Source organism: Kribbella sp. NPDC005582, from assembly GCF_040605415.1.
Classification (GTDB): Bacteria; Actinomycetota; Actinomycetes; order Propionibacteriales; family Kribbellaceae; genus Kribbella.
Genome location: NZ_JBEXCU010000007.1, coordinates 355,049 through 379,786, shown reverse-complemented (window position 1 = coordinate 379,786; position 24,738 = coordinate 355,049). Strand labels below are relative to the sequence as shown.

The following is a 24,738-nucleotide window of genomic DNA, read 5'->3' as shown; positions in this document are numbered from 1 at the left end:
GTAACCCTCCCGGCCGTTGCTAAACGTGATCGATCCCGCACGTGACCAGAAAGTGATCTGCACCCGGCAGTTCCAGGACTCCGACCGAGTCGACCCGGAGGCTCGGACCGGTGAATACACGGTCGATCGACCGGCCGTCGGGCGTCGTCGCCGGAGGCGGATCCGGGAATGCGTCCACCAGCCCGAGCGGGCCGAAGACGTCACCGGGGTTCGGCATGTTGAGGTCGCCTCCGAGCGCCACCCGCCGTACGCCGCCAGTGGCGGATCAGTGCGCTCTCGAACGGTGCCTACCAGATCCTCGGCGTGGGCAGCGGCAAGTCACTCGACGTTGCGGGCTGCAGTCCGGCAGCAGGAGCCGACGTGATCATCTGGCCGTTCCACGGCGGCTCCTGCCAGCGCTGGTACTTCGACCTGGTCTAGCGGGTCTCAGCCGTTGGCTGCGACGTACGCGTCGATCTCGGCGGTCAGGGTGTCCTTCAGCGAGTCCTCGGCGAAGGACACCCGGACGGCGGTCTTGGCGAGTTCGCCGACCCCTGTGGCGTCCAGACCGAGCAGGTCGGCGGCGACGGCGTACTCGTTGGTCAGGTTGGTGCCGAACATCGGCGGGTCGTCGGAGTTGATCGTGACGACCAGTCCGGCCTCGACCATCGCCGGCAGCGGATGTACGTCGTACGACGCGACTGCGCCGGTGGCGAGGTTGGAGGTCGGGCTGACCTCGAGCGGGATCCGGTGCTCACCCAGGTAGTCGACCAGAGCCGGGTCCTGCATGACCGACGTACCGTGGCCGATCCGCTCGGCCCGCAGTACTCGCAGCGCGTCCCAGATCGTCTCCGGGCCGGTGGTCTCGCCGGCGTGCGGCAGGCTGTGCAGGCCTTCCGCGATGGCCGCGTCGAAGAACGGCTTGAACTGCGGCCGCGGTACGCCGATCTCCGGACCGCCGAGGCCGAAGCCGATCAACCCGTCCGGGCGGACCTTGGTCGCGATCCGCAGTGTCTCCTCGGCGGCCGGCAGTCCCGACTCGCCGGGAATGTCGAAGATCCAGCGCAGGGTGACGCCGAGCTCCTTCTCCGCCGCCGTCCGGGCGTCCTCGATCGCCTCGCAGAACGCCTCCGCGGCCAGGCCGCGCTTGACCGACGAGTACGGCGTGACGGTGAGTTCGGAGTACCGGATGTTCCGTGCAGCCATCTCGCGGGCGATCTCGTAGGTCAGCAGCCGGACGTCCTCGGGCGTCGTGATCAGGTCGACGACGCTCAGGTAGATCTCGATGAAGTGGGCGAAGTCGGTGAACCTGAAGTACGCCGCCAGCGCTTCGGGGTCGGTCGGCACCGGGGACCCGGGATGCCGGGCGGCCAGCTCGGCGACGATCCGCGGCGAGGCGGAGCCGACGTGGTGGACATGCAGCTCGGCCTTCGGCAGCCCTTCGAGGAACTCACGGGTGACAGTCATGTCCCGGATCCTAGGGAGTCTCTGGCCCGGTCGGCCGGGAAATTTACAATTGATTGTCAGGTTTTGCTGCGGGGTGGCCCGGTTTAGGCGTAGGCCTGGGTGAGTGGCACGATTCGGTGCGTGAGTGAGCGCTTCGATTTCACGGGTGACGAACTGGCCCCGGCGTACCGCGCGGCAGTGGACGCCATCGAGGCCGGCGACCTGGTGGTCCTGCCGACCGACACCGTCTACGGACTGGCCGCGGACGCCTTCAAGTCCGACGCCGTCCAGCGCCTGCTGGACGCCAAAGGCCGCGGCCGCGACATGCCGCCGCCGGTCCTGATCTCGGTCGTCGAGTCCCTGGACGCCCTGGCCACCGACATCCCCGACGCCGGCCGCGCCCTGTGCGAGAAGTTCTGGCCCGGCCCCCTGACCGTGATCTGTCACGCCCAGGGTTCGCTGATGTGGGACCTGGGCGAGACCCAGGGCACCGTCGCCCTCCGCGTCCCCGACCACGAGAACACCCGCGAGCTGCTGTCCCGCACCGGCCCGCTCGCCGTCAGCTCCGCCAACAAGAGCGGCCAGCCCGCCGCCCTGGACGTCTACGACGCCGAAGAGCAGTTGGGCGACACCGTCGCCGTCTACCTCGACGGCGGCGAAGTCACCGGCGGCCAGCCCTCAACCATCGTCGACATCACCACCGAAACCCCGCGAGTCATCCGGCTGGGCGCTCTCTCGCTCGCCCAGCTCCGCGAGGTAGCCCCCGAGGTAGAAGGCGAAGAGCCCGCCACGGACGAGAAGCCCGCCGAGGCGGTCGCGGACCAGCCGGCGGACGTCGTAGCCGACGACAAGCCGGCGGAGGCTCTCGTGGACGGGAAGCCCTCTGCCGTGAGCGCGGACGAGACGCCGGCCTCGCCTGCAACGGACGACACCCCCGCCGTACCGGCCGATGACAAGCCGACTGATCTGGACGCGAAGCCAACCGATGGTGGGGTTGCGGCGTCCAAGGTGGACGAGAAGCCTGCTAACCCTGATGTGAGGCCTGCGGACTAGTGCGCGAGTACCTGCTGGTCCTGTTCGTGGCGATGGCCACGACCTTCCTGCTGACCGGTGTGGCCCGGCAGATCGCTCTTCGGTACGGCGCCGTGGCCAAGGTCCGTGCCCGGGACGTGCACAAGGTCCCGATCCCGTACTTCGGCGGAGTCTCCATCCTCGGCGGACTGATCGCGGCGTTCGCGGTCGCCTCCAGCCTGCCGTTCCTCGGCGACAGCCTGCAGGTCGCGCACGACGGCCGCGCGATCCTGATCGGCGGCGTGGTGATCTGCGCGGTCGGCGTGATCGACGACCTGTACGAGCTCGACGCGATCACCAAGCTCGCCGGCGAGGTGCTCGCGGTCGGCGTGATGGTTGTCCAAGGCATCCAGTTGTACTGGCTGCCGCTCCCCGGCGGCGTCATCTCGCCTTCCGCCGCACTCCTCGCCGTACTGACCGCAGGCATCCTGCTCGTCTCCTGCAACGCCGTGAACTTCGTCGACGGCCTCGACGGCCTGGCCGCCGGTGTGACCGCGATCGGCGCGCTCGCGTTCTTCACCTACTCGTACCTGCTGAACGTCGAGCAGGACCTCGACCGCGCCACCACCTCGACCCTGATCACGGTCGCCCTGGCCGGCGCCTGCCTGGGCTTCCTGCCGCACAACTTCTTCCCCGCCAGGGTCTTCATGGGCGACTCCGGCGCCCTCCTGATCGGCCTGATGCTGGCCGCGTCCACGATCAGCCTCACCGGCCAGATGGACCCGAACGCCGTCCCCTACGAGGTCGGCGGCTCCAGCCTCCTGCCCGCCCTGTTGCCACTCGTCCTCCCGATCGCCGTCCTCGCCATCCCCGCACTCGACCTGACGATGGCCTACGTACGCCGTACCAAAGCCGGCCGCTCACCCTTCGCCGCCGACAAACTGCACCTCCACCACCGCCTCATGCAGCGCGGCCACTCGCACCGCCGAGCCGTCCTCCTGATGTACCTGTGGACCGTCCTGATCGCCTTCGGCGTCGTCGTCCTCGGCCTCGTCCTCACCTGGTGGACAGCCCTCATCGTCCTCACCATCGCCGCCGTCGCCGTAGTCCTCACCACCGGCCTCCCGCGCCGCGCCGCCGCAAAACCCCTCAGCAAAGTCTGACGCGGGTACCGGTCTCCCGGCGGATCCGGGGACCAGACCACTGGGGTATGTGGGCTACCTATAAGGTGTGGTTGTACAGCGGCAGGGGACTCGTTTTGCTGACAGTGCAGACTTTGTGCTAGTTTTCACAAGCACCAGCAAAGAACTTTGACACCCCTGACCCCGCCCACCCGACGACCTGGCCGCGAGACCTGGTCGCCCGCAGGACGGAACCACCAGATGGCTTCCATGGCCCACAGCCCCAAAGTCGCCGGCCAGGTTACTCGGCACCCGGCGCTGGCAATGCTGCGCGGCGCGTTGGTCGCGGCGCTCGTGGTCGGCCTCAACGCCGCCGCGGTGTCTGCCGTTGCCGCTGGTCTGAAGGGCTTGTGGGGCGCGCTGCTCGGGATGCTGATGGTCATCGTCTTCTCCGGTCTCGGGCTGTTCGCGCTGCACCTTTCGCGGCACACCTCACCGCAGATGCAGCTGGCGATGGCGATGGCGTCGTACACAGGACGGATCGCGATCTTCGGGGGCCTGCTGGCTCTTGCGATCAGCTCGGACAGCCTTGCCGAGCACGTGAATCTGACCGTGCTCGGGATCGTCGCGATGGTGGTCGTGCTGGGCTGGATGGCCGGCGAGATGTGGGCCTGGTCGCGGCTGCGGGTGCCGATCTACGACCTCGACAACGAGGTGAACCCATGACCACGTGTGGTAACGGTTTCACCGCTGTGACTGAGGTCGCGGGTGCCGATGTGACCCGGCGTGTCGCGGACTGGTACCTTTCGGGTGCCAATGAGCGAGCACAAGGATCCGAAGCCATCACCGCAGAATTCCGGCGACGGCTGGCGGGTCCTGTCCTACTTGATCGGCGGTGTCCTGCTCTACGGGGGCATCGGGTTCGGGCTGGATCGCTTGTTCGGCACTCAGTTTCTGGTTCTGGTGGGCATCGCGCTCGGCGCCGGGCTCTCCATCCTGCTGTTGAACTACCGGTACGGGTCGCGGTCCTGATCCCTTCGGGGAACAGTCCGATCCGCACCGGGTCTGACGTTGTTGACCGCCATGCCCTGAGCCGCCCTGCCCTTTGCTACAAGGCGTCCGACTTGAGCACGACGCGAGAGGAGACCCGGTGATCACCGGCGTTCCGACCGAGTTCACCCCGCCCGGTCCACAGAGTTTCGACACCCCACCGATCATCGATGGCGTGGACTGGTTCACCAAGCCCGTCCTGGTGGCCGCGCTGACGGTTGTCGTCATCATCTGGTTCTTCTGGGGTGCGTCCCGCAAGGCCGCGGTGGTGCCGAGCAAGCTGCAGTTCGCCGGCGAGCTGGGCTACAACTTCGTCCGCAACTCGATCGCGCGCGACGCGATCGGCAGCCAGGACTACATGAAGTTCGTGCCGTACCTGACCGGCCTGTTCTTCTTCATCCTCCTGAACAACGTTGCCGCCAGCATCCCGCTGTTCCAGTTCCCGACCTTCAGCCACATCGGCTGGGCGTACGTGGCCGCGATCATGAGCTGGGTCATCTACAACGCGGTCGGCATCAAGAAGAAGGGCCTCTGGGGCTACTTCAAGCACCAGACGATGCCCGCCGGCGTCCCCGGCTGGCTGATGCCGCTGATGATTCCGATCGAGTTCATCTCGAACATCCTGGTCCGGCCGGTCTCGCTGAGCCTGCGGTTGTTCGCGAACATGTTCGCCGGTCACATCCTGCTGCTGGTGTTCGTTCTCGGCGGCGAGTACATGGTGTTCGAGTCCGGCAACATCGCCCTCGGCGGCGTCGGCATCCTCACCTTCCTGATGGGCCTCGCGATCGCCGGCCTGGAGCTGTTCGTCCAGTGCATCCAGGCGTACATCTTCGTGGTCCTGACCGCGCAGTACATCGGCACCGCACTCGCCGACGAGCACTGATCCCGCACCACCCAACAGACCCGTAGTAAACGGAAACCGGATAGCCCCTATCCGTACTGAAAGGAAACACCGGAACCATGGTTTCTCGACTGGCCCTCGAAATGGGCGGAAACATCGCGGTCCTCGGTTACGGCCTTGCGGCGATCGGCCCGGGCGTCGGCGTCGGCCTGATCTTCGCGGCCGTCATCAACGGCACCGCGCGTCAGCCGGAGGCTCAGAACAAGCTGCAGTCGATCGCCTGGATCGGCTTCGGCGTCACCGAGGTGCTCGCGATCATCGGTATCGCCCTGGCGTTCGTCTTCCAGAAGGCCTGACCCAAACCCCTGACTGACAGGATCAAGACATGTTGACGTTGGTGCTACCGCTGGCCGAAGCAGCGGGCGAGGAAACCCCTAGCCCGTTGATGCCGCACACCGCCGAGATCATCTTCGGTTTCGTCTTCCTGATCCTGCTGGCCATCGCCTTCGCCAAGGTCGTCGTTCCGAAGTTCGAGAAGGCGTACGCCGACCGGACCGCGGCGATCGAAGGCGGGATGAACGAGGCCAAGCAGGCCCAGGCCGAGGCGAAGGCGGCTTTGGAGAAGTACAACGCGCAGCTGGCCGAGGCCCGCTCGGAGGCTGCGAAGATCCGTGAGGACGCGCGTGAGCAGGGTGCGCAGATCATCGCGGAGATGCGTGAGCAGGCGCAGGTCGAGGCCGAGCGGATCGTGACGCACGCCCGGACCCAGATCGACGCCGAGCGGACGCAGGCGGTCGCCTCGCTGCGGGGCGAGGTCGGCACGATGGCGACCACGCTGGCCGGTCGCATTGTCGGGGAGTCGCTGGAGGACGAGGCCCGGCAGCGCCGGACCGTCGAGCGTTTCCTGGCCGAGCTCGAGGCATCGGAGTCGGCGCGCGCGGCCGTCGGAACGGACGGCTGATGCGCGGCGCATCGAACCAGTCGCTCGCCAAGGCCCAGGAGGCCCTGGCGAGTGCGGTGGTGACCGAGGGGCTGGGCGCCGAGCTGTTCTCGGTGGCCCGGCTGCTGGACAGCACCGGCGCGCTGCGCCGGGCGCTGACCGACCCGGCCCGTTCGCAGGACCAGCGGATCGCGCTCGTCCAGCAGTTGTTCGGCGGCAAGATCTCCGCCCAGGCGCAGGAGATCCTGACCATCGCCGTGGCCGGTCGCTGGGTCAGCGGCCGGGACCTCGGCAACGCGCTGGACGAGCTGAGCGTCGAGGCCGAGGTGGCCTTCGCCGACAGCCGGCGCAAGCTGGACGACGTCGAGGACGAGCTGTTCCGGCTGGAGCGGATCGTCACCGCCGAGCGGGGGCTGAGCGACAAGCTCAGTGACCGCAACATCCCGGTCGCCGCCCGCCAGGAGTTGCTGGCCGGGCTGCTGCGCGGCAAGGCCGACCCGGTGACGGTGCGGCTGGCCGAGCGCGCCGTCGACGGCCGTGGGCGGAGCTTCGCGGCCTCGCTGCGGTCCTACCAGGTCGCTGCCGCCGCGCGGCGCAGTGCCAGCATCGCCACGGTCCGGGTCGCCACCGACCTGTCCGAGGCGGAGCGGACGCGGCTCGCCACGGCGCTCGGCCGCCAGTACGGCCGGGACATCCAGCTGAACGTGATTGTCGACCCCAAGGTGATCGGCGGCGTCCGGGTGGACATCGGCGACGAAGTGATCGACGCAACCATCGCGGCCCGGCTCGACGAAGCGCAACGGCGCATCGCGGGCTGACCGCCCCTTAACGACAGAACAGCGGCGCTAGGGGTCGGCACAAGCCTTTAGAGCCACAACAGGCCAGCAAGGTCAAGGAAGCAGGAAACACGATATGGCTGAGCTCACGATCAGGCCGGAGGAGATCCGGGACGCCCTGGATCGGTTCGTCACCGACTACCAGCCGGCCGAAGCGGCCCGCGAAGAGGTCGGCACTGTGATCGACGCCGGTGACGGCATCGCGCACGTCGAGGGTCTGCCCTCGGCGATGACCAACGAGCTGCTCGAGTTCGAGGACGGCACCAAGGGCATCGCCCTGAACCTCGACGTCCGTGACATCGGTGTGGCCGTGCTCGGTGAGTTCGGCGGCATCGAGGAGGGCCAGCAGGTACGTCGTACCGGCCAGGTCCTGTCGGTTCCGGTCGGCGACGGCTACCTCGGTCGCGTCGTGGACCCGCTGGGCGTCCCGATCGACGGCCTCGGCGAGATCGACGGCATCGACGGCACCCGCGCCCTGGAGCTGCAGGCGGCCGGCGTGATGGACCGCCAGGAGGTCCGCGAGCCGCTGCAGACCGGTATCAAGGCGATCGACGGCATGATCCCGGTCGGCCGCGGCCAGCGGCAGCTGATCATCGGCGACCGCAAGACCGGTAAGACGGCGATCGCGGTCGACACGATCATCAACCAGAAGGCCAACTGGGAGTCCGGCGACCCGAAGAAGCAGGTTCGCTGCATCTACGTCGCGATCGGCCAGAAGGGCTCGACGATCGCCTCCGTGCGCGGCGCGCTCGAAGAGGCCGGCGCGATGGAGTACACCACCATCGTCGCCTCCCCGGCCTCCGACCCGGCCGGCTACAAGTACGTCGCTCCCTACACCGGCTCGGCCATCGGCCAGCACTGGATGTACCAGGGCAAGCACGTCCTGATCGTGTTCGACGACCTGAGCAAGCAGGCCGAGGCCTACCGCTCGATGTCGCTGCTGCTGCGCCGCCCGCCGGGCCGTGAGGCCTACCCGGGTGACGTCTTCTACCTGCACAGCCGTCTGCTCGAGCGCTGCGCGAAGCTGAGCGACGAGCTCGGCGCCGGCTCGATGACGGGTCTGCCGGTCATCGAGACCAAGGCGAACGACGTCTCGGCCTTCATCCCGACCAACGTCATCTCGATCACCGACGGCCAGATCTTCCTGCAGTCGGACCTGTTCAACGCCAACATCCGCCCGGCGATCGACGTCGGTATCTCGGTGTCGCGAGTCGGTGGCGCCGCGCAGGTCAAGGCGATGAAGAAGGTGTCCGGAACGCTGAAGCTGGACCTCGCGCAGTTCCGCGCGATGGAGGCGTTCGCGATGTTCGCCTCCGACCTCGACGCCACCTCGCGCCGTCAGCTGGACCGCGGTCAGCGTCTGGTCGAGCTGCTCCGTCAGCCGCAGTACTCGCCGTACGCGGTCGAGGACCAGGTCGTCTCGATCTGGGCCGGTACGACGGGCAAGTTCGACGACGTGCCGGTCGAGGACGTGCTGCGGTTCGAGCGCGAGTTCCTCGAGTACCTGCGGCGGGACAGCAAGGTGCTCGACGGCATCCGTGAGTCGAACCTCTTCGAGGACGACGCCCAGCAGGCCGTGGTGGCCGCGCTGGACGCCTTCAAGCCGACCTTCCAGACCTCCGGTGGCCAGCTGCTGGTCGGTCGCGAGGAGACCGAGGCGATGGCCGAAGAGGACGTCGAGCAGGAGCAGATCGTCCGGCAGAAGCGGGGCTGATCGTCCATGCCGGCAACCCAACGCGAGCTGAAGGATCGGCGTGACTCCGTCACGACGATCAAGAAGCTCACCCGTGCGATGGAGCTCATCGCGGCGTCCCGGATCGTCAAGGCGCAGCAACGCGCCCAGGCGGCCGGTCCGTACGCGCGTGAGCTCACCCGTGCCGTGTCGGCGGTGGCGACGTTCTCGAACGTCGACCACCCGCTGACCACGGAGAAGCCGAACCCGAAGCGTGCCGCGGTGCTGTTGATCACCTCGGACCGTGGCCAGGCCGGCGCCTACTCGTCCTCGGTGATCCGCGAGGGGGAGCGGCTGAACCAGCTGCTCCGCGAGGACGAGAAAGAGATCGTGCCGTACCTCAGCGGCCGTAAGGGCATCGCGTACTACACCTTCCGGCAGCGCGAGATCGAGCAGTCGTGGAGCGGCGATTCCGACTCCCCGTCGTTCGCCCGCGCCCGGGAGATCGCCGACGCCCTGATCGAGGCCTTCCTGACCCCGACCGAGGAGGGCGGCGTGGACGAGATCCACATCGTCTTCACCCGGTTCGTGTCGATGCTGACGCAGAAGCCGGACGTGATCCGGTTGCTGCCGCTCGAGGTCGTCGAGGGCGAGGAGGCGCCGTCCGCCGAGGACGTGCTGCCGCTGTACGAGTTCGAGCCGTCCGCCGAGGACGTGCTGGACGGCCTGCTGCCCAAGTACGTCGCCAGCCGGATCCACTACTGCATGCTGCAGGCGGCGGCCTCCGAGCTGGCCAGCCGGCAGCGCGCGATGAAGTCGGCGACCGACAACGCGCAGGATCTGATCGAACGACTGACCCGCGAGTACAACCAGGTGCGGCAGTCGGCCATTACCCAGGAAATCAGCGAGATCGTCGGTGGCGCCAACGCGCTGGCTGACGCATCAGCCGGGAGCGAGTGAGAGAGATGACAGCGACGGTTACCGAGAAAGACAACAACGGCGCGGCCGGTGCCGTGGGCCGGGTTGCCCGGGTCATCGGCCCGGTCGTCGACATCGAGTTCCCCGCGGACGCGATGCCGGAGATGTACAACGCCCTCGAGGTGGACATCACCCTGGGCGAGGTCACCTCGACGATCACCCTCGAGGTTGCGCTGCACGTCGGCGACAACATCATCCGGGCGATCTCGATGAAGCCCACCGACGGTCTGGTCCGGGGCACCGAGGTGCGCGACACCGGTGCCGCGATCTCCGTCCCGGTCGGCGACGTCACCAAGGGCCGCGTGTGGTCCGTGACCGGCAAGTGCCTGAACCAGGACGAGTCCGAGTTCGAGATCACCGAGCGCTGGCCGATCCACCGCAAGGCGCCGGCCTTCGACCAGCTCGAGTCCAAGACCGAGATGCTCGAGACCGGGATCAAGGTCCTCGACCTGCTCACGCCGTACGTGCAGGGCGGCAAGATCGGCCTGTTCGGCGGTGCGGGCGTCGGCAAGACCGTCATGATCCAGGAGATGATCTACCGGATCGCCCACAACTTCGGTGGCACCTCGGTGTTCGCCGGGGTCGGTGAGCGGACCCGTGAGGGCAACGACCTGATCCACGAGATGGAGGACGCCGGCGTCTTCAAGGACACCGCGCTGGTCTTCGGTCAGATGGACGAGCCGCCGGGCACGCGTCTTCGCGTCGCGCTGTCGGCCCTCACGATGGCGGAGTACTTCCGCGACGTGAAGGAGCAGGACGTGCTGCTCTTCATCGACAACATCTTCCGGTTCACCCAGGCCGGTTCCGAGGTCTCCACGCTGCTCGGCCGGATGCCCAGCGCCGTGGGTTACCAGCCGAACCTGGCCGACGAGATGGGCGTTCTGCAGGAGCGGATCACCTCGACGCGTGGTCATTCGATCACCTCGATGCAGGCGATCTACGTGCCCGCCGACGACTACACCGACCCGGCGCCGGCCACCACGTTCGCGCACCTGGACGCGACCACCGAGCTCTCGCGAGTGATCGCGTCGCGTGGTCTGTACCCGGCCGTCGACCCGCTGACCTCCACGTCGCGGATCCTCGACCCGCAGTACATCGGCCAGGAGCACTACGACGTGGCCGTGCGGGTGAAGCAGATCCTGCAGAAGAACAAGGAACTGCAGGACATCATCGCCATCCTCGGTGTCGACGAGCTCTCCGAAGAGGACAAGATCACCGTCGCCCGCGCGCGCCGGATCGAGCAGTTCCTCTCGCAGAACACCTACATGGCCGAGAAGTTCACCAACACGCCGGGTTCGACGGTGCCGCTGAAGGACACCATCGAGTCGTTCAAGAAGATCGCGGACGGCGAGTGCGACCACATCGCCGAGCAGGCCTTCTTCAACGTCGGTTCGCTCGACGACGTCGAGCGGCGTTGGGCTGAGCTCCAGAAGGAGCTGTAAATGGCTGACGACAGCGGCAAGCACCTCGAGGTCGCGCTGGTCGCGGCCGAGCGGGTGGTCTGGGAGGGGCAGGCGACGATCGTGATCGCCCGCACCACCGACGGTGACGTCGGTATCCTCCCGGGTCACGCTCCGCTGCTGGGTCTGCTGCAGGGCGGTACCGTCCAGGTCCGGACCGTCGACGGGGACTTCCTCGTCGCGGCCGCCCCGGACGGGTTCATCTCGGTGGCGAACGACCGGGTCTCGATCCTGGCCGAGAACGCCGAGATGGGTCACGACATCGACCTGGAGGAGGCCCGTCGCGAGCTCGAGCAGGCGCTCGCGACCGGCACCGCCGGTGAGGCCGACGCGGACGAGGTCCGCGCCGCCGAGGCCCGGGTCCGGGCCGCCGAAACGGCATCCTGATCCAAACGGGTGGGGTGGGGCCGATCCTGGCTCCACCCCACCTGTCATAATCGAAGAACGTCACTGACAGTACGGATTCTCCGGCGGTGCCGGACAGTGGGTTTCAGACACAGTGGGCACCGGAAATGGGGTCGGCAAGGTATGGGAACAGTCCTCGATGTGGTCGGGGTCTGTTTGGCTGCCGCCGTACTGCTGATCATCGCTTTCGCGTGCCGTCGTCGCTGGTTGACCAGGGATGGCGGCACGTTCGATTGCAGCCTCCAGCTCGCCGAGAAGGACCACGGCCGCGGCTGGGCGCTCGGCCTGGCCCGCTACGTCGGCGACGACCTCCAGTGGTTCCGGGTCTTCAGCCTCGCCTGGTGGCCCAAGCTCACCGTCAACCGCCGCCAGCTCGAAGGCATCAAGACCCGCCGCCCGATGGGCAACGAGCCCCTGGTCACGTACGCCGGCCACGTCATCGTCGACGCCGAGCTCCGCGACCGCACCGTCCACTTCGCGATGACCGAAGAAGCCCTCACCGGCGTCCTCGCCTGGATGGAATCCGCACCCCCCAGCACCCAGACCTACCTCTGAGCTGGGCGGTAGTACCGCTTCCCCAGCAGCGGGTCGGGCAGATACTGCTGCCGAAGCCCCTCGGGATTGTTGTGTGGTGAGCGGTAGCCGACGGCGTTCCCCAGTTCCTGGGCGCCCTGGTAGCGCCCCTGCCGCAGATGCGCCGGTACGTCGCCGCTCAGACCGGCCCGTACGTCGGACATGGCCGCGTCGATCGCCTTGACGATGGTGTTCGACTTGGGCGCCACCGCCAGGTGCACGGTGGCCTGCGCCAGCGCCAAGCGGGCTTCCGGCATGCCGATGAGCTGGACTGTCTGTGCTGCCGCCACAGCAGCGTTCAGGGCGGTCGGATCAGCCAGGCCGATGTCCTCACTGGCGTGCACCAGCAGACGGCGTGCGATGAAGCGCGGGTCCTCACCGGCGACCAGCATCCGCGCGAGGTAGTGCAGTGCGGCGTCCGGGTCGGAGCCACGGATCGACTTGATGAACGCGCTGATGACGTCGTAGTGCTGGTCTCCTTGCCGGTCATAGCGCACGCTCGCCTCGGCCACAGCGCGCTCGACAGCCGGTACGTCGATCAGTGTGCCGCCGGTGTCGTTCAGCCCGTCGGCGCTGGCTTCGAGCGCCGTCAACGCACTGCGAGCGTCACCACCGGACAGCCGCACCAGTGCGTCCTCGGCCTCGGTCGAGAGCGCCACTGCGCTGTTCAGGCCGCGCTCCTCGGTCACCGCGCGACGGAGTACTTCGCGGATGTCGTCGGCAGTGAGCGACTGCAGCTGGAGTACCAGCAGGCGTGAGAGCAACGGCGTAACCACGGAGAAGGACGGGTTCTCCGTGGTAGCAGCGACAAGCAGCACGAGGCGGTCTTCAACGGCTGCGAGCAGAGCGTCCTGCTGGGTCTTGGAGAAGCGGTGCACCTCGTCGATGAACAGCACCGTCTGGCGGTCGCGGCGCCGCCGGGCATCGGTGATGACATCTCGCAGCTCTTTGACTCCACTCGACAGTGCGGAGAGCGCTACGAAGTACCGGGCTTCTTGAGCTGCCAGCAGTCGCGCAATGGTGGTCTTGCCGGTGCCGGGCGGTCCGTACAGCAAGACTGATGCCGCAGTGCCGCCCTCAAGCAGTCGTCGCAGCGGAGCGCCGGGCCGCAGCAGGTGCGCCTGCCCCACGACCTCATGCAGTGTGCGCGGCCGCATCCGCGCCGCCAGTGGCGCCGTACCCAGTACTTGCTCTGCGGGCTGAGGCAGTTCGAACAGTCCATCTGTGCTGGACACGTGAGCGGGGCCCTCCTAGGACGCGCAGGTGATGCAGGTGCGGGCGGCCGGCCGAGCCAGCAGCCGCTCTGGTGAGATGCTCTTGGCGCATTGTTCACACTCGCCGTAGGTGCCGTTGGCGATTCGTTCCAGCGCCAGGTCCACATCGGCCTGATGCGTCGTGGCCGCTGAGAGCAGTGCGCTGGTTTGTGAGCGCTCGAAGGCGATCGTCGCGCCCTCGGGGTCGTGCTCGTCATCGGTGGCCGTGAGTCGTGCCGCCTCGACGATCGAACTGAAGTTCCCGGACAGTGCGGCGATCAGATCGCGCGTGCGCTTGCGGTCCGCCTCCAGTAGACCGCGGAGCTCAGCAAGGTCTGTTCGCGCCATGCCTCCAGACTCTCACCCAATCACGACACCTGCTGTCGCGTATGGCGAGCGGCTTTCGGACAGGGTGACTCTTTCGCCGTGCGTGTCCTCCAGCGTGCGTGGCTGCGCGTCTATCCGCCGGTACTGGTTGTGCTGAGACGGGTGTGACGGGGGTCACGAGAAGGGGTCTGGGGACATCGGGCAAGAACAGGGCGAGCCGTTCGGCGGCGACCCAGCAGAGGTGAGGAGTCCGATGACGCCCGATGTGGCCTTGGCGGCCATCGCGTTCCCGGGGCGGGTGCAGAGTGTGCCCAGCTCGGCGGACGAGGACAGCCGGGTGCTCGAGGCGTCGGTGCGGGAGCCGGACCGGTTCACGCACATCTTCGACCGGTACTTCGGGCAGGTGCACTCGTACGTCGCCAGACGGCTCGGGAGCGATCTGGCCGACGACCTGGCCGCGGAGACGTTCCTGATCGCGTTCCGGCAGCGAGAGCGGTTCAACAGCCGTAACGGTGTGGTCCGCGCTTGGCTGTACGGCATTGCGACCAATCTGATCCGGCGGCACCGCCGCAACGAGGTCAGGGCCTGGCGAGCGACGAGCAAGCTACCGCCGCCGGAGCCGACCAGTGGGCACGAGGAGCGCGTGGCAGCGCAGGTGACCGCACAGGGCGTCAGCCGCGAGCTCGCGGCCGCACTGGCCAAGGTCTCCGCCAAGGACCGCGAGGTGCTGTTGCTGGTCGCCCTCGGCGAGCTCACGTACGACGAAGTCGCCACCGCACTCGGTATCGCGTACGGCACGGTGTGCTCGCGGCTGTCCCGGGCCCGGCGCGTCATCCGCGAATCCCTCGGCCATACCGATCCGACAGGAGCTGACTCCTGATGAACGAGCTCGAGTCGATCCGCAAGGCCTTCCCCGAAGACGACGGGCCCAGCCCGGAGGTGTCCGCCGCAGCGCGTCGGCAACTGCAGTCCCTGATCCACGAGGAGAAGCACCGCCGTCGCTCCACGCTGGCCTGGGTCGGTGGCGTGGTCACCGCCACGACGGCAGTGGTGACTGTGGTCGCTCTCGGCGTACCGCTGCTGCAGGGTCCCAGCAGCGGTGACGTGGGCGTTGCACCCGCGACCCTGACGCCGCCGCGGCTGGCCAGCGCCAGTGAGGTGCTGATCGCCGCAGCGGTCAAGCAGGAGGCCAACGAGAAGGTGGCCGGCAAGTACTTCCGGGTCCGCACGCTGCAGGTCACCACCGGCACCCGCGTCGGCAACCCCAAGTACACACTGAAGCGCGAGAGCATCACCGAGCGCTGGATGCCGATGAAGCCCGGTGTGCAGTCCTGGTTCGGTTGGGTGGAGCTCGGCTACAAGCCCGCCACCCCTGGCGACGAGGCCAAGTGGCGCGCTCAGGGCGCACCGACCTCCTGGACGCAGAGCGAGTTGGCCGACCCGATCACCATGGCTCCCACCACGCCGGTGGTGAACAAGATGTCCTTCGAGGACGTGCCGCCGGGCTACTTCGTCTCTGGCGACAAGCCGCTCACCGCACAGCAGATCGCAGCGCTGCCCACAGATCCGGTGAAGCTGCGTGCGGTCCTCGGCCGCAGCATCGACGTCCGGGGCGAAGCTGCGATCGACTACAACGTGTACACCGCGGCCGGCCGGCTGCTCTTCGAGGCTCCGTCCCCGCCGAAGCTGCGCGGCGCCGCCCTGCGGGTGCTGTCGATGATCCCCGGCGTGACGATCGAGCAGAACGCCAAGGACTCGCTCGGCCGCGTCGGCACGAAGATCTCGCTGACCACCGACTTCAATCGCGTGAAACCCGGCGCGCAGCCGACGCTGTACAGCGGTGGCCGCGTGGACTACATCATCGACCCGGTGCACGGCCGGCTGCTCGCCTCCGAGTCGACCGGCCCGAAGGACAGCACCGACCTCGTCCTCGAGTCCGGCTGGACCGACGAACGCCCCACACCGCCCTCCACCACGGTGCGCTGACCTACCCCTAGAACCCGGTGCCGGCTCGCTCTGAGCCGCCACCGCGCTTCACCCTGCCCTGAATCCGCCCATTCACGAGGTGACTCTTGCCCAGATTCCGTCCCCGTAGAGCTGTGGCGACCGCCGCAGCCGTCGCACTCGTCGTACTGGCTGCGACTGTCCCATCCGCTGTTGGTGCTACTCCCGTAGCTTCGAGCAGTGCTGCACAGCTGACCTTCACGCTGGTCACCGGCGACAAGGTCTTCGCCCGGCGCACCAGTAGCGGTGTCGTGCCCATCGATGTCCGCCCCGGTCCCGGCCGGAACCAGATGGCGTTCCACAAGGTTGCCTTCGGCAAGAAGCAGCTGGTGGTCCCACTGGACGCCATGCCGCTGGTGAACGCCGGTGTGGTCGACTCCCGGCTGTTCGACGTCGCTCTGCTCGGTGAGCTCGGGCTGGACGACAAGTCCGCGCCGAAGCTCCCGCTCCTGGTCCAGTACGCCGCTGGTAGCGCCGCGCGCGCCGTACGGAGTGCACTGCCTGAAGGTACTGAGGTCAAGCGAGACCTGCCGATCATCGACGCTGTTGCGATCAGTCAGGACCGCGCTCAGGCCGGAGATCTGTGGTGGAGCTGGCTCAACAGTCCGCAGGCCAAGCGCCGTACCGGACTGGCGGGCACTGTGAAGAAGCTGATGCTGGACGGCGGTGTGACGCCGAACCTGGACCGCAGTGTGCCGCAGATCGGCGCACCGGCGGCGTGGAAGGCCGGACTGACCGGCAAGGGGGTGAAGGTCGCCGTACTCGACAGTGGGTACGACGCCACCCACCCGGACCTCAAGAGCCGAGTGATCGCCACCAAGGGCTTCACCAGCGATGACGACAAGGACGTGCTGGACGTCATCGGCCATGGCACGCACACCGCCTCCACAGTGGCGGGAACGGGTGCCGCGTCGGATGGCAAGTACCGCGGAGTCGCACCGGACGCAGACCTGATGATCGGCAAGGTGTGCGGCGGCCGCAACTGCGAAACGTCAGCCATCATCGCCGGAATGGAGTGGGCCGCAGCGTCTGGTGCCCGCGTCGTCAACATGAGCATCGGTGGCGGTCCGTCCGACGGCACCGACATCCTCTCCGAGACGCTGAACAAGCTGACTGCCAGCACAGGAACGCTTTTCGTCGTCTCGGCCGGCAACTTCGGTGCTGCGTCGACAGTGTCCGAGCCGGCGGCGGCAGATGCCGCACTGGCGGTCGCATCGGTGACCAAGTCCGACGGACACAGCAGCTTCTCCAGCCAGGGGCCGCGGTTCGGAGACTTGGCCGTCAAGCCCGACATCTCCGCACCGGGGAGCCGGATCGTCGCTGCCCGGGCCGCGAACACGCCACTCGATCCGTTCGCGATCAACGCGTCGTACGCCGAACTCTCGGGAACGTCGATGGCCGCGCCGCACGTGGCGGGTGCTGCTGCACTGCTGGCCCAAGCTCATCCGGACTGGAAGGCGCCGCAGCTGAAGTCGGCGCTGATGGGCTCGTCACTCGGTCTGCGCGGCCAGAGCATCTACACGCAAGGTGCAGGCCGGGTGGACGTTGCAGCGGCGCTCAAGCAGCCCGTGCTGGCCATGCCGAGCAGTCTGAACCTGGGACTGCAGGCGGCTCCGCACAACGACGACAAGCCGGTCACCAAGCCGATGACCTACTTCAACAGCAGTGCCCAGACTGTGCGCCTCACGCTGAAGCTGGACGGCGCGAAGCTGTTCAAGCTGAGCACCTCCACGCTTGATGTACCGGCGCACGGCAGTGCGACCGTCGACGTCACTGCGGACACCTCTGGGCCGGAGGCCGAGGGTGCGTACGGCGCCTGGCTGATTGCCACCGGCAACGGCATGACAGTGCGCAGCACGGTCGGCGTGGGCAAGGAACTCACCAGCTACGAGCACAAGCTCCAGATGCTCGACCGCACCGGCGCACCGGCACTCAACGACGACCTGCACGTCTCCGGCACGTATCTGGTCGATGTGGACCGGCTGGCGATGTACTCCGTCTCGGCGGGGGAGTCCGTCAAGCTTCCGCCCGGCCACTACATCGTCGACGGCTACACCGCGACCATGCACGACAACGGCTCCGGCTTCGCTGACGTCACCTACTTCACCGAGCCTGACCTGGTGATCGGCGCCGCAGGTCCGATCACGCTGGACGGGCGACAGGCCCGCAAGATCGCTGTCCGGCCGCCGGTCACTGATGCAACCGCATCGACTGGCGGTGTCGGTGCGGTCCGCACCATCGGTGACGGCACCTACGTGAGCGGCGTCGGCGTCGACAACAACGCAACGCCGAACTACTCACCCAACCTGTACGTCGTCCCCAACCGGACCACTGCGGCGAAGAAGTACAACGCCTTCGCACATGTCGCCTGGGTCGGCATGCCCGACGGACAGGACCCGGGCGGTGAGGTGTTCCTGGACAGCCCGTACCTCTACCACGACGCAGCGGTCTGGCCGGAGCAGATTCCGGCCGCCCCGTCGGTCGTCACCGCTCCGCGCGACTACGCCCACCTGGACGCGTCGTACGCCGGAGAGACCGGCTACCGGGCGACCAACTACACCTTCCCGACGCTGCCGCAGCGGGACCCGAGTGGTCGCCGGGTGCCGGCCTTCGTCTTCACACCGGCGATCGGGATGAACCTGCCCTTCCGCCGCGACGAGTACTACTCGACGAAGAACGTGCAGTGGGCCTTCAGCAACGAGGTCTACAAATACACACCGGAGGCGGGCTACGAGTACCTGACTCTGGTCGACTCGGCCGCTAAGGCCTACCCAGCCGGCCGGACCACGCGCGTCGACTGGCAGCGCGGTGTCTTCGGGCCGAGCATGCCCGACCCGCGCATCGGCAACCCGGGCCGCGATCCGCTGCCCTGGTCCGCTCGGGACGGCGACAGCATCGGCATCTACGTGCCGTCGTTCGCCGACGGCACTCCTGAGCGGCTGGGTGACGCCACGCTCGAGTCCGAGCACACCACGCTGATCCGCAACGGCCAGGAGATCGGTGCGTCCGATTCACTCGCGCTCCAGACGTTCGCCGTACCTGCGGACGAGGCGACGTACGAGCTGACCAAGGTGACCCAGCGGGCCGACAACTGGACCAAGCTGTCACCGGTGATCTCGTCGCGCTGGACCTTCCGGTCCAAGCGGACTCCGGACGGTGTGGAGACCGCTCTGCCGTTGCTGAACGTCCGCTACACACCACAGCTGGACGAGCACAACCGTTCGTCACAAGGGCGAGTCGAGTTCCCGGTGACGGTGCAGACGGCGTTCAAGGCGCCGGTGCGGCCGATTGTCTCGCTGCAACTGTCGGCGTCCTTCGACGACGGCAAGACGTGGCAGCCCGTGCCGGTACGACGTACTGGTGCCAGCGGATGGAAGGCGTCGCTCAACCAGACGTCCGGCTTCGTCACGCTCCGGGCACAGGCAGTGGACGCCGCGGGTAACCGCGTCGACCAGACGATCACCCGGGCGTACGAGGTCAAGTAGCCCAGACTCCTGGTGGCTCACGGTTGAGGGGCCGTGAGCCACCAGGGCGGGTTTGTCGGGCAGGTCTAGGGTCGGGGTATGGGCCTTCTACTGGAGCTGGATCTGACTCGGGGCGTGCTCGAGACGCCGCCCGCCTCGCCCGTCGCCGCCTTCCGCGCGCGGCACCTGCCGACCTTGCGTGAGCTGGTCTCAGCGCTGCGCAAGGCGGCACGGGACGAGTCCGTGGCCGGTCTGGTCGCACACCTGGGTGGTGCGCGGCTGTCGCTGTCCCAGGTGCAGGACCTGCGCGACGCGGTGGCGGACTTCCGTACGTCGGGCAAGCCCGCGGTCGCATGGACGGAGTCGTTCGGTGAGGCCGGCGGCGGGACCGTGCCGTACTACCTCGCTACCGCGTTCGACGAGATCTGGGTGCAGCCGTCGGGTGATCTCGGGATCACCGGCGTGAGCATGCAGGCGGTCTTCATCCGCGGCGCACTCGACAAGGCAGGAGTGATTCCGCAGTTCGGCAAGCGGCGTGAGTACAAGACCGCCGCGGACACGTTCACCGAGAAGGAGATGACCGGTCCGGCCCGGGAGATGGCTTCGCGGCTGGCCGAGTCGGTGTTCGAGCAGATCGTCGACGGCATCTCGGTACGCCGCCGGCTGTCGCCGGACCGCGTCCGCGAGCTGGTCGACAGCGCCCCACTGCACGCACAGGCCGCTCTGGACGCCGGACTGGTCGATCGCCTCGGCTACCGCTCCGACGTGTACGACGAGCTCGAGAAGACGCTCGGCGAGACCACCCGCCTGCTGGCCGAACGCTATGTACGACGTGGCCCGCGCACTCTGAACGAGTTGCAGCGACAGCTCCCGTGGCCGCAGAAGCCGGTCGTCGCGGTCGTGCGCGTCTCCGGTGGCATCACAGTTGGGCGGAACGCGAACAGCCCGCTCGGCGGACCTGGATCCGGCTCCGACACGGTCGGTGCGGCGCTCCGCGCGGTTGCGGACGACGACAAGGTGAAGGCCGTCGTACTGCGCGTGGACAGCCCAGGTGGCTCGTACGTCGCTTCTGACGCGATCCGCAACGAGGTGCTGCGCCTGCGGTCGACGGGGAAGCCGGTGATCGCGTCGATGGGCAGTGTGGCCGCATCCGGCGGGTACTTCGTCGCGATGCCGGCTGACGTGATCGTCGCTCAGCCGGGCACCATCACCGGGTCGATCGGGGTGCTGACCGGGAAGGGCGTCGTACGGGATGCGCTGGCTCGGATCGGGATCTCGCATTCGGCTGTGTCGGAGGGCGAGAACGCACGGATGTACTCCGCGCAGGAGGAGTTCAGTGACGACCAGTGGGACCGGTTGGAGGAGACGCTCGACCGGATCTACCAGGACTTCGTCGCCAAGGCCGCGCTGGACCGCGGACTGCCGGAGGAGGAGCTGGAGGCGCTCGCACGCGGCCGGGTGTGGACAGGTGCGGACGCGTTCGAGCGCAAGCTGGTCGACGAGCTCGGCGGCTTCCAGCACGCGCTGACGCTCGCCTGCAACCGCGCTGGGCTCGACCGCGACCACATCCAGCTCTCGACCGTCCCGCACCGCAATCTGCTCGACCAGCTGCGGCCGCCCACAACCACCGACGACCTCGCAGTGACCACCCGGCCGCTCAGCCTGGACGGGGTGGCCAGCGGCATCTATGCAGCACTCGGTCTTCCGCCGACCGGCGTACTGACGATGCCGCTGGCCTGGACCCTCAGCTGACTCAGCGGTTGGGTGCGTCGGTCGGCCTGGACGCAACCGCTGCCGGTGCGTCAGTCGGCCTGGACGCAGCCGCTGCGGGTGCGTCGGTCGGTCGGGACGCGACGGCTGCTGGGTCAGCGGATGTCGACGGTGGCTGGGCTGCGCCGGCCTGAAGTGCCACAGCGCCCAGTGCGGCTGTGCAGGTGGCGGCCACGGCCAGGGCGGCGGTCAGCGGGTTTCTTCGTGCCATCGAGCTCCTCCTCGGACGAGTACGAGACACTCACGCAACCATGGTGTTCAAGCGCTTGTCCATCGATCCAGGACCCATTCGAAGAGCATGCAGGTGGTTGCGGTACGTACCTGAATCCGCAAGCCGGGCAGGCGTCAGGCCTGGTCGCGCTCTCCGCCCGGCACCCAGAGGACGTCGCCCCCGGAGGACAGGTTGGCGACGCGGCCCAGGATGAAGAGCAGGTCGGACAGCCGGTTCAGGTAGGTGATGGCGAGCAGGTTCACCGTCGGGCCGTGCTGCTCGACCGCTGCCCACGCGGTGCGCTCCGCGCGCCGGACCACCGTGCGGGCGACGTTGAGGTGGGCCGCGCCGACAGCGCCGCCGGGCAGGATGAACGAGCGCAGTTTGGTGAGGCGGCTGTTGTACTCGTCGCACCAGCCCTCGAGGCGGTCGATGTACTCCTGGGTGATCCGCAGCGGCTCGTAGGCAGGGTTCGGCGTGATCGGGTTGCACAGGTCCGCGCCGACGTCGAAGAGGTCGTTCTGGATCCTGGTCAGCAGCAACACCAGGGTGCTGTTCAGGTGCCCGGCCGCGATCGCGACCCCGATCGCCGAGTTCGCTTCGTCCACGTCGCCGTACGCCGCCAGCCGCGGATCGGTCTTCGAGGTGGTCGAGTTGTCGCCCAGGCGGGTCTCGCCAGCGTCACCGGTGCGGGTGTAGATCCGCGTCAAGTTCACAGCCATGGCAGGGACTCTACGCAAAGGTGGGAACCTGTAAACGCTACAGTCGACCAGTGGAACGGTTTCGGATCGCGGGTGAGGCACGGCTCGAAGGAGCCGTGGAGGTGGCTGGGGCGAAGAACAGCGTGCTCAAGCTGATGGCGGCGGCACTGCTGGCGGAGGGGACGACGACGCTGCGGCAGGTGCCCGGCATCCTGGACGTCACCTTCATGGCGCAGCTCCTGAACACCCTGGGCTGCACGGTCACCGTCGATGCGGAGGCCGGGCTGGCGACGATCGCCGTACCGGGGGAGATCGGCTACCAGTGCGACTACGACCTGGTGCGGAAGCTCCGAGCGTCGATCTCGGTGCTGGGACCGCTGCTGGGCCGCTGTGGCCGCGCGGAGGTCGCACTGCCCGGTGGGGACAACATCGGCTCCCGTGGGCTGAACATGCACGTCGCCGGACTGGAGGCGATGGGCGCGAAGGTGCACATCGAGCACGGTTTCGTGATCGCCGAGGCTCCGCAGGGGCTGCACGGCGCCGAGGTCTGGCTGGACTTCCCGAGCGTCGGGGCGACCGAGACGATCATGATGGCCGCCGTACTGGCCCGTGGTACGACGGTCATCGAGAACGCCGCTCGCGAGCCGGAGATCCAGGACATCGCGGCGCTGCTGGTCTCGATGGGCGCTCAGATCGACGGCGCCGGGTCGCCGCGGATCGAGATCACCGGGGTCAGCGGTCTGCTGAAGCCGGTCGAGCACGTCGTCGTACCGGACCGGATCGTCAGCGGGAGCTGGGCCTTCGCCGCTGCTATCACGCGCGGCGACATCACGATCACGAACGGTCACGCCGAGCATCTCGAACTGCCGCTGGACAAGTTGCACAAGGCCGGCGCGGAGATCGAGGTACTGAACCCTGGCTTCCGGGTCCGGATGCACGATCGGCCGAAGCCGGTCGACGTGGTCACGCTGCCCTACCCCGGGTTCGCTACCGACCTGCAGGCCTTCGTGATCGCGCTGAACGCGATCAGTGACGGTGCCGCGATGGTCACCGAGAACCTCTTCGAGGGCAGGTTCACGTTCGCCCAGGAGCTCACTCGGCTCGGCGCTCAGATCCAGACCGACGGTCACCACGCGGTCGTTCGCGGCGTGCCGCGGCTGTCCGGAGCGCCGGTGGTCGCTTCTGACATCCGCGCGGGCGCTGCCCTCGTGCTGGCCGGCCTCGCGGCAGAAGGCGAGACCCTGGTTTCGGCCGCGCACCACGTGCACCGCGGCTACACCGACTTCGCCGGCAACCTGCGCCGTCTCGGCGCTGATGTCACGGTGGAGCCGGACGACGCGGACGTGTACTGGAACTGAGCAGGCATTCTTCCGGCACTCTTCTGGAACTCCTGGCCGGTAGCTTCGTTCGGCGGGTTAGGGTCCTGGCATGAGTGAGCGCGTGGTCAAGCCAGTAGGCCGAGGTTTCCTGTTCCTGGACTCGCATCCGGCGGGGTGCGCCAAGGTGGTCAGAGACCTGGCCGCCGCCGTGCAGCCGGTCGTCGAGCCCCGTGCGCCGGAGGAAGCCCCGGTCGCGCTCGTGATCGGATCCAGCTCGGGCTACGGGTTGGCCACCACGATCGCCGGTCTGACGGCCTTCGGCGTCAAGGGCGTCGGGGTCGCCTTCGAGAAGGATGCGACCGCCCGCCGGACGGCGACCGCCGGCTGGTACCGGACGGCCGAGACCGCGAAGCTCGCCGACGAGCTCGGCCGCAACTTCACCTTCGTGAACGCCGACGCCTTCGCGGACACCACCAAGGACGAGGTGCTCGATCTGATCGCCGAGCGGTTCGGCAAGATCGACCACCTGATCTACAGCGTCGCCGCCCCGCGCCGGACCGACCCACGCACCGGCGAGACCTACCAGTCCGCGCTGAAGACGATCGGCTCGCCGTACACGACGAAGTCGCTCGCGTACGACGGCGCCGAGCCGCAGCTGACCGAGGTCACCGTCGACCCCGCCACCGACGACGACCTCGCCCAGACCGTCAAGGTGATGGGCGGCGAGGACTGGGCCCGCTGGGTGACCGCTCTGCAGGAGCGCGACCTGATGAGCGAGGACTTCAACACCGTCGCGCTCACCTACATCGGCTCCGACATCACCGGCCCGATCTACCGCCAGGGCTCGATCGGCGCCGCCAAGGCCGACCTCGAACAGACCGCCCTCAGGCTCACCAAGGAAGGCATCCGCGCCTACACCTCGGTCAACGGCGCGGCTGTCACCCAAGCCTCCTCCGCCATCCCCGGCATCGGCCTCTACACCAGCCTCCTGCACAAAACTCTCGGCGACGCGATGCAGACACCCATCCAGCAGTCCGTCAGCCTCTGGAACCAGCTCACCGGCACACCGGACGACCTGGACGAGGACAACCGCATCCGCCTCGACCGCTGGGAACTCACCCCCGACGTCCAGGCCCAGGTCCACGCCGCCTGGCAAGCCGTCACCCAGGACACCATCGCCGACCTCGCCGACCACGAGTGGTTCTACACCGAGATCCGCCGCCTCTACGGCTTCGACGTCGAAGGCATCAACTACGAAGCCGAGGTAGAAGTCGACGTCCCCTGGCCGGCCAAGTAGTCGCGGGCCGGGCTGTCGGCCGGATTCGTGCGGTCTGGCTGGTGGCTCATGAGCAGCAGTATTCGGCGCCGGATGAGCCG

25 protein-coding genes are annotated in these 24,738 nt (G+C 67.9%); 20 read left to right on the top strand and 5 right to left on the bottom strand.

Going from position 1 to position 24,738, the window contains the following annotated elements; all coding sequences use genetic code 11:
- Positions 1-19: 19 nt before the first annotated feature.
- Positions 20-241, bottom strand: a complete 222-nt coding sequence (locus tag ABZS29_RS33545) for a hypothetical protein (protein ID WP_355468173.1) — start codon at positions 239-241, stop codon at positions 20-22.
- 23 nt (positions 242-264) lie between these two features.
- Between ABZS29_RS33545 and ABZS29_RS33540 the strand changes: the two genes are divergently transcribed.
- On the top strand, positions 265-420 hold the full coding sequence (locus ABZS29_RS33540) for an RICIN domain-containing protein (protein WP_355468364.1): 156 nt from the start codon (positions 265-267) through the stop codon (positions 418-420).
- A 6-nt stretch (positions 421-426) separates the two neighbouring features.
- On the opposite strand, the gene ABZS29_RS33535 is transcribed toward ABZS29_RS33540, so the two are convergent.
- Positions 427-1,446, bottom strand: a complete 1,020-nt coding sequence (locus ABZS29_RS33535) for an adenosine deaminase (protein ID WP_355468171.1) — start codon at positions 1,444-1,446, stop codon at positions 427-429.
- A 120-nt stretch (positions 1,447-1,566) separates the two neighbouring features.
- Between ABZS29_RS33535 and ABZS29_RS33530 the strand changes: the two genes are divergently transcribed.
- The 13 genes from ABZS29_RS33530 to ABZS29_RS33470 all read left to right on the top strand — a co-directional run bounded on the left by ABZS29_RS33530 (position 1,567) and on the right by ABZS29_RS33470 (position 12,294).
- Entirely contained in the window at positions 1,567-2,478 is a 912-nt protein-coding gene (locus tag ABZS29_RS33530; RefSeq protein WP_355468169.1) for an L-threonylcarbamoyladenylate synthase, read from the top strand.
- Positions 2,478-3,599, top strand: a complete 1,122-nt coding sequence (locus ABZS29_RS33525; RefSeq protein WP_355468167.1) for an MraY family glycosyltransferase — start codon at positions 2,478-2,480, stop codon at positions 3,597-3,599. Before ABZS29_RS33530 ends, ABZS29_RS33525 begins: the two co-directional genes overlap by 1 nt.
- Positions 3,600-3,818: 219 nt before the next feature.
- Positions 3,819-4,283 (top strand): hypothetical protein, encoded by a 465-nt coding sequence (locus ABZS29_RS33520; protein WP_355468165.1) that lies wholly within the window; start codon positions 3,819-3,821, stop codon positions 4,281-4,283.
- 90 nt (positions 4,284-4,373) lie between these two features.
- Positions 4,374-4,589, top strand: coding sequence for a hypothetical protein (locus ABZS29_RS33515; protein WP_355468163.1), 216 nt, complete (start codon positions 4,374-4,376; stop codon positions 4,587-4,589).
- Between the two features lie 118 nt (positions 4,590-4,707).
- Positions 4,708-5,490: a F0F1 ATP synthase subunit A gene (gene atpB, locus ABZS29_RS33510; RefSeq protein WP_355468161.1), complete on the top strand. Its 783-nt coding sequence runs from the start codon at positions 4,708-4,710 to the stop codon at positions 5,488-5,490.
- 77 nt (positions 5,491-5,567) lie between these two features.
- A complete protein-coding gene (atpE, locus tag ABZS29_RS33505) occupies positions 5,568-5,804 on the top strand; it encodes an ATP synthase F0 subunit C (protein ID WP_355468159.1) in 237 nt (78 codons plus the stop codon).
- A gap of 29 nt (positions 5,805-5,833) precedes the next feature.
- Entirely contained in the window at positions 5,834-6,409 is a 576-nt protein-coding gene (locus ABZS29_RS33500; RefSeq protein WP_355468157.1) for a F0F1 ATP synthase subunit B, read from the top strand.
- On the top strand, positions 6,409-7,206 hold the full coding sequence (locus ABZS29_RS33495; RefSeq protein WP_355468155.1) for a F0F1 ATP synthase subunit delta: 798 nt from the start codon (positions 6,409-6,411) through the stop codon (positions 7,204-7,206). Before ABZS29_RS33500 ends, ABZS29_RS33495 begins: the two co-directional genes overlap by 1 nt.
- A gap of 94 nt (positions 7,207-7,300) precedes the next feature.
- Entirely contained in the window at positions 7,301-8,938 is a 1,638-nt protein-coding gene (atpA, locus tag ABZS29_RS33490; protein WP_355468153.1) for a F0F1 ATP synthase subunit alpha, read from the top strand.
- 6 nt (positions 8,939-8,944) lie between these two features.
- The gene (locus ABZS29_RS33485; RefSeq protein ID WP_355468151.1) at positions 8,945-9,856 is read left to right on the top strand and encodes a F0F1 ATP synthase subunit gamma; all 912 of its coding nucleotides are present in this window, start codon (positions 8,945-8,947) and stop codon (positions 9,854-9,856) included.
- A gap of 5 nt (positions 9,857-9,861) precedes the next feature.
- The gene (gene atpD, locus ABZS29_RS33480; RefSeq protein WP_355468150.1) at positions 9,862-11,316 is read left to right on the top strand and encodes a F0F1 ATP synthase subunit beta; all 1,455 of its coding nucleotides are present in this window, start codon (positions 9,862-9,864) and stop codon (positions 11,314-11,316) included.
- A complete protein-coding gene (locus tag ABZS29_RS33475; RefSeq protein ID WP_355468148.1) occupies positions 11,317-11,721 on the top strand; it encodes a F0F1 ATP synthase subunit epsilon in 405 nt (134 codons plus the stop codon). It abuts the gene before it with no gap.
- A 141-nt stretch (positions 11,722-11,862) separates the two neighbouring features.
- Entirely contained in the window at positions 11,863-12,294 is a 432-nt protein-coding gene (locus ABZS29_RS33470; RefSeq protein ID WP_355468146.1) for a DUF2550 domain-containing protein, read from the top strand.
- Here the strand turns inward: ABZS29_RS33470 and ABZS29_RS33465 are convergent.
- Together ABZS29_RS33465 and ABZS29_RS33460 are read right to left on the bottom strand one after the other, a co-directional pair.
- Positions 12,285-13,547 carry a replication-associated recombination protein A gene (locus ABZS29_RS33465; RefSeq protein ID WP_355468144.1) on the bottom strand — a complete coding sequence of 421 codons (1,263 nt, stop codon included), beginning with the start codon at positions 13,545-13,547 and terminating at the stop codon, positions 12,285-12,287. The two genes, ABZS29_RS33470 and ABZS29_RS33465, sit on opposite strands and share 10 nt — an antisense overlap.
- A 15-nt stretch (positions 13,548-13,562) precedes the next feature.
- Positions 13,563-13,913, bottom strand: a complete 351-nt coding sequence (locus tag ABZS29_RS33460; protein WP_355468142.1) for a TraR/DksA C4-type zinc finger protein — start codon at positions 13,911-13,913, stop codon at positions 13,563-13,565.
- Positions 13,914-14,145: 232 nt separating this feature from the next.
- On the opposite strand from ABZS29_RS33460, the gene ABZS29_RS33455 reads away from it, so the two are divergent.
- The 4 genes from ABZS29_RS33455 (at position 14,146) to sppA (ending at position 21,112) form a co-directional block, all read left to right on the top strand.
- Entirely contained in the window at positions 14,146-14,772 is a 627-nt protein-coding gene (locus ABZS29_RS33455) for an RNA polymerase sigma factor (RefSeq protein WP_355468140.1), read from the top strand.
- On the top strand, positions 14,772-15,878 hold the full coding sequence (locus ABZS29_RS33450) for a CU044_5270 family protein (protein WP_355468138.1): 1,107 nt from the start codon (positions 14,772-14,774) through the stop codon (positions 15,876-15,878). The genes ABZS29_RS33455 and ABZS29_RS33450 overlap by 1 nt, the downstream gene beginning before the upstream one ends.
- A 113-nt stretch (positions 15,879-15,991) precedes the next feature.
- Complete coding sequence (locus ABZS29_RS33445; RefSeq protein ID WP_355468136.1) at positions 15,992-19,381, top strand: S8 family serine peptidase; 3,390 nt, start codon at positions 15,992-15,994, stop codon at positions 19,379-19,381.
- A 78-nt stretch (positions 19,382-19,459) separates the two neighbouring features.
- Complete coding sequence (gene sppA, locus ABZS29_RS33440; protein WP_355468134.1) at positions 19,460-21,112, top strand: signal peptide peptidase SppA; 1,653 nt, start codon at positions 19,460-19,462, stop codon at positions 21,110-21,112.
- A 363-nt stretch (positions 21,113-21,475) separates the two neighbouring features.
- Here the strand turns inward: sppA and ABZS29_RS33435 are convergent, their stop codons facing one another.
- Positions 21,476-22,063 carry a cob(I)yrinic acid a,c-diamide adenosyltransferase gene (locus tag ABZS29_RS33435; protein ID WP_355468132.1) on the bottom strand — a complete coding sequence of 196 codons (588 nt, stop codon included), beginning with the start codon at positions 22,061-22,063 and terminating at the stop codon, positions 21,476-21,478.
- Between the two features lie 50 nt (positions 22,064-22,113).
- Here ABZS29_RS33435 and murA point away from each other — a divergent pair, with 50 nt between their 5' ends.
- Positions 22,114-23,400, top strand: a complete 1,287-nt coding sequence (murA, locus tag ABZS29_RS33430) for a UDP-N-acetylglucosamine 1-carboxyvinyltransferase (RefSeq protein WP_355468130.1) — start codon at positions 22,114-22,116, stop codon at positions 23,398-23,400.
- Between the two features lie 70 nt (positions 23,401-23,470).
- Positions 23,471-24,658, top strand: coding sequence for an enoyl-[acyl-carrier-protein] reductase FabV (fabV, locus tag ABZS29_RS33425; protein ID WP_355468128.1), 1,188 nt, complete (start codon positions 23,471-23,473; stop codon positions 24,656-24,658).
- The last annotated feature ends 80 nt before the right edge of the window (positions 24,659-24,738 follow it).

What these genes read in the sequence shown, in the direction of transcription:
- ABZS29_RS33535 (WP_355468171.1), bottom strand. Translation starts at nt 1,446, where the DNA reads ATGACTGTCACCCGTGAGTTCCTCGAAGGGCTGCCGAAGGCCGAGCTG.
- ABZS29_RS33520 (WP_355468165.1), top strand. Translation starts at nt 3,819, where the DNA reads ATGGCTTCCATGGCCCACAGCCCCAAAGTCGCCGGCCAGGTTACTCGG.
- ABZS29_RS33515 (WP_355468163.1), top strand. Translation starts at nt 4,374, where the DNA reads ATGAGCGAGCACAAGGATCCGAAGCCATCACCGCAGAATTCCGGCGAC.
- atpE (WP_355468159.1), top strand. Translation starts at nt 5,568, where the DNA reads ATGGTTTCTCGACTGGCCCTCGAAATGGGCGGAAACATCGCGGTCCTC.
- ABZS29_RS33500 (WP_355468157.1), top strand. Translation starts at nt 5,834, where the DNA reads ATGTTGACGTTGGTGCTACCGCTGGCCGAAGCAGCGGGCGAGGAAACC.
- ABZS29_RS33495 (WP_355468155.1), top strand. Translation starts at nt 6,409, where the DNA reads ATGCGCGGCGCATCGAACCAGTCGCTCGCCAAGGCCCAGGAGGCCCTG.
- atpA (WP_355468153.1), top strand. Translation starts at nt 7,301, where the DNA reads ATGGCTGAGCTCACGATCAGGCCGGAGGAGATCCGGGACGCCCTGGAT.
- ABZS29_RS33485 (WP_355468151.1), top strand. Translation starts at nt 8,945, where the DNA reads ATGCCGGCAACCCAACGCGAGCTGAAGGATCGGCGTGACTCCGTCACG.
- atpD (WP_355468150.1), top strand. Translation starts at nt 9,862, where the DNA reads ATGACAGCGACGGTTACCGAGAAAGACAACAACGGCGCGGCCGGTGCC.
- ABZS29_RS33475 (WP_355468148.1), top strand. Translation starts at nt 11,317, where the DNA reads ATGGCTGACGACAGCGGCAAGCACCTCGAGGTCGCGCTGGTCGCGGCC.
- ABZS29_RS33470 (WP_355468146.1), top strand. Translation starts at nt 11,863, where the DNA reads ATGGGAACAGTCCTCGATGTGGTCGGGGTCTGTTTGGCTGCCGCCGTA.
- ABZS29_RS33460 (WP_355468142.1), bottom strand. Translation starts at nt 13,913, where the DNA reads ATGGCGCGAACAGACCTTGCTGAGCTCCGCGGTCTACTGGAGGCGGAC.
- ABZS29_RS33455 (WP_355468140.1), top strand. Translation starts at nt 14,146, where the DNA reads ATGACGCCCGATGTGGCCTTGGCGGCCATCGCGTTCCCGGGGCGGGTG.
- ABZS29_RS33450 (WP_355468138.1), top strand. Translation starts at nt 14,772, where the DNA reads ATGAACGAGCTCGAGTCGATCCGCAAGGCCTTCCCCGAAGACGACGGG.
- sppA (WP_355468134.1), top strand. Translation starts at nt 19,460, where the DNA reads ATGGGCCTTCTACTGGAGCTGGATCTGACTCGGGGCGTGCTCGAGACG.
- ABZS29_RS33435 (WP_355468132.1), bottom strand. Translation starts at nt 22,063, where the DNA reads ATGGCTGTGAACTTGACGCGGATCTACACCCGCACCGGTGACGCTGGC.
- fabV (WP_355468128.1), top strand. Translation starts at nt 23,471, where the DNA reads ATGAGTGAGCGCGTGGTCAAGCCAGTAGGCCGAGGTTTCCTGTTCCTG.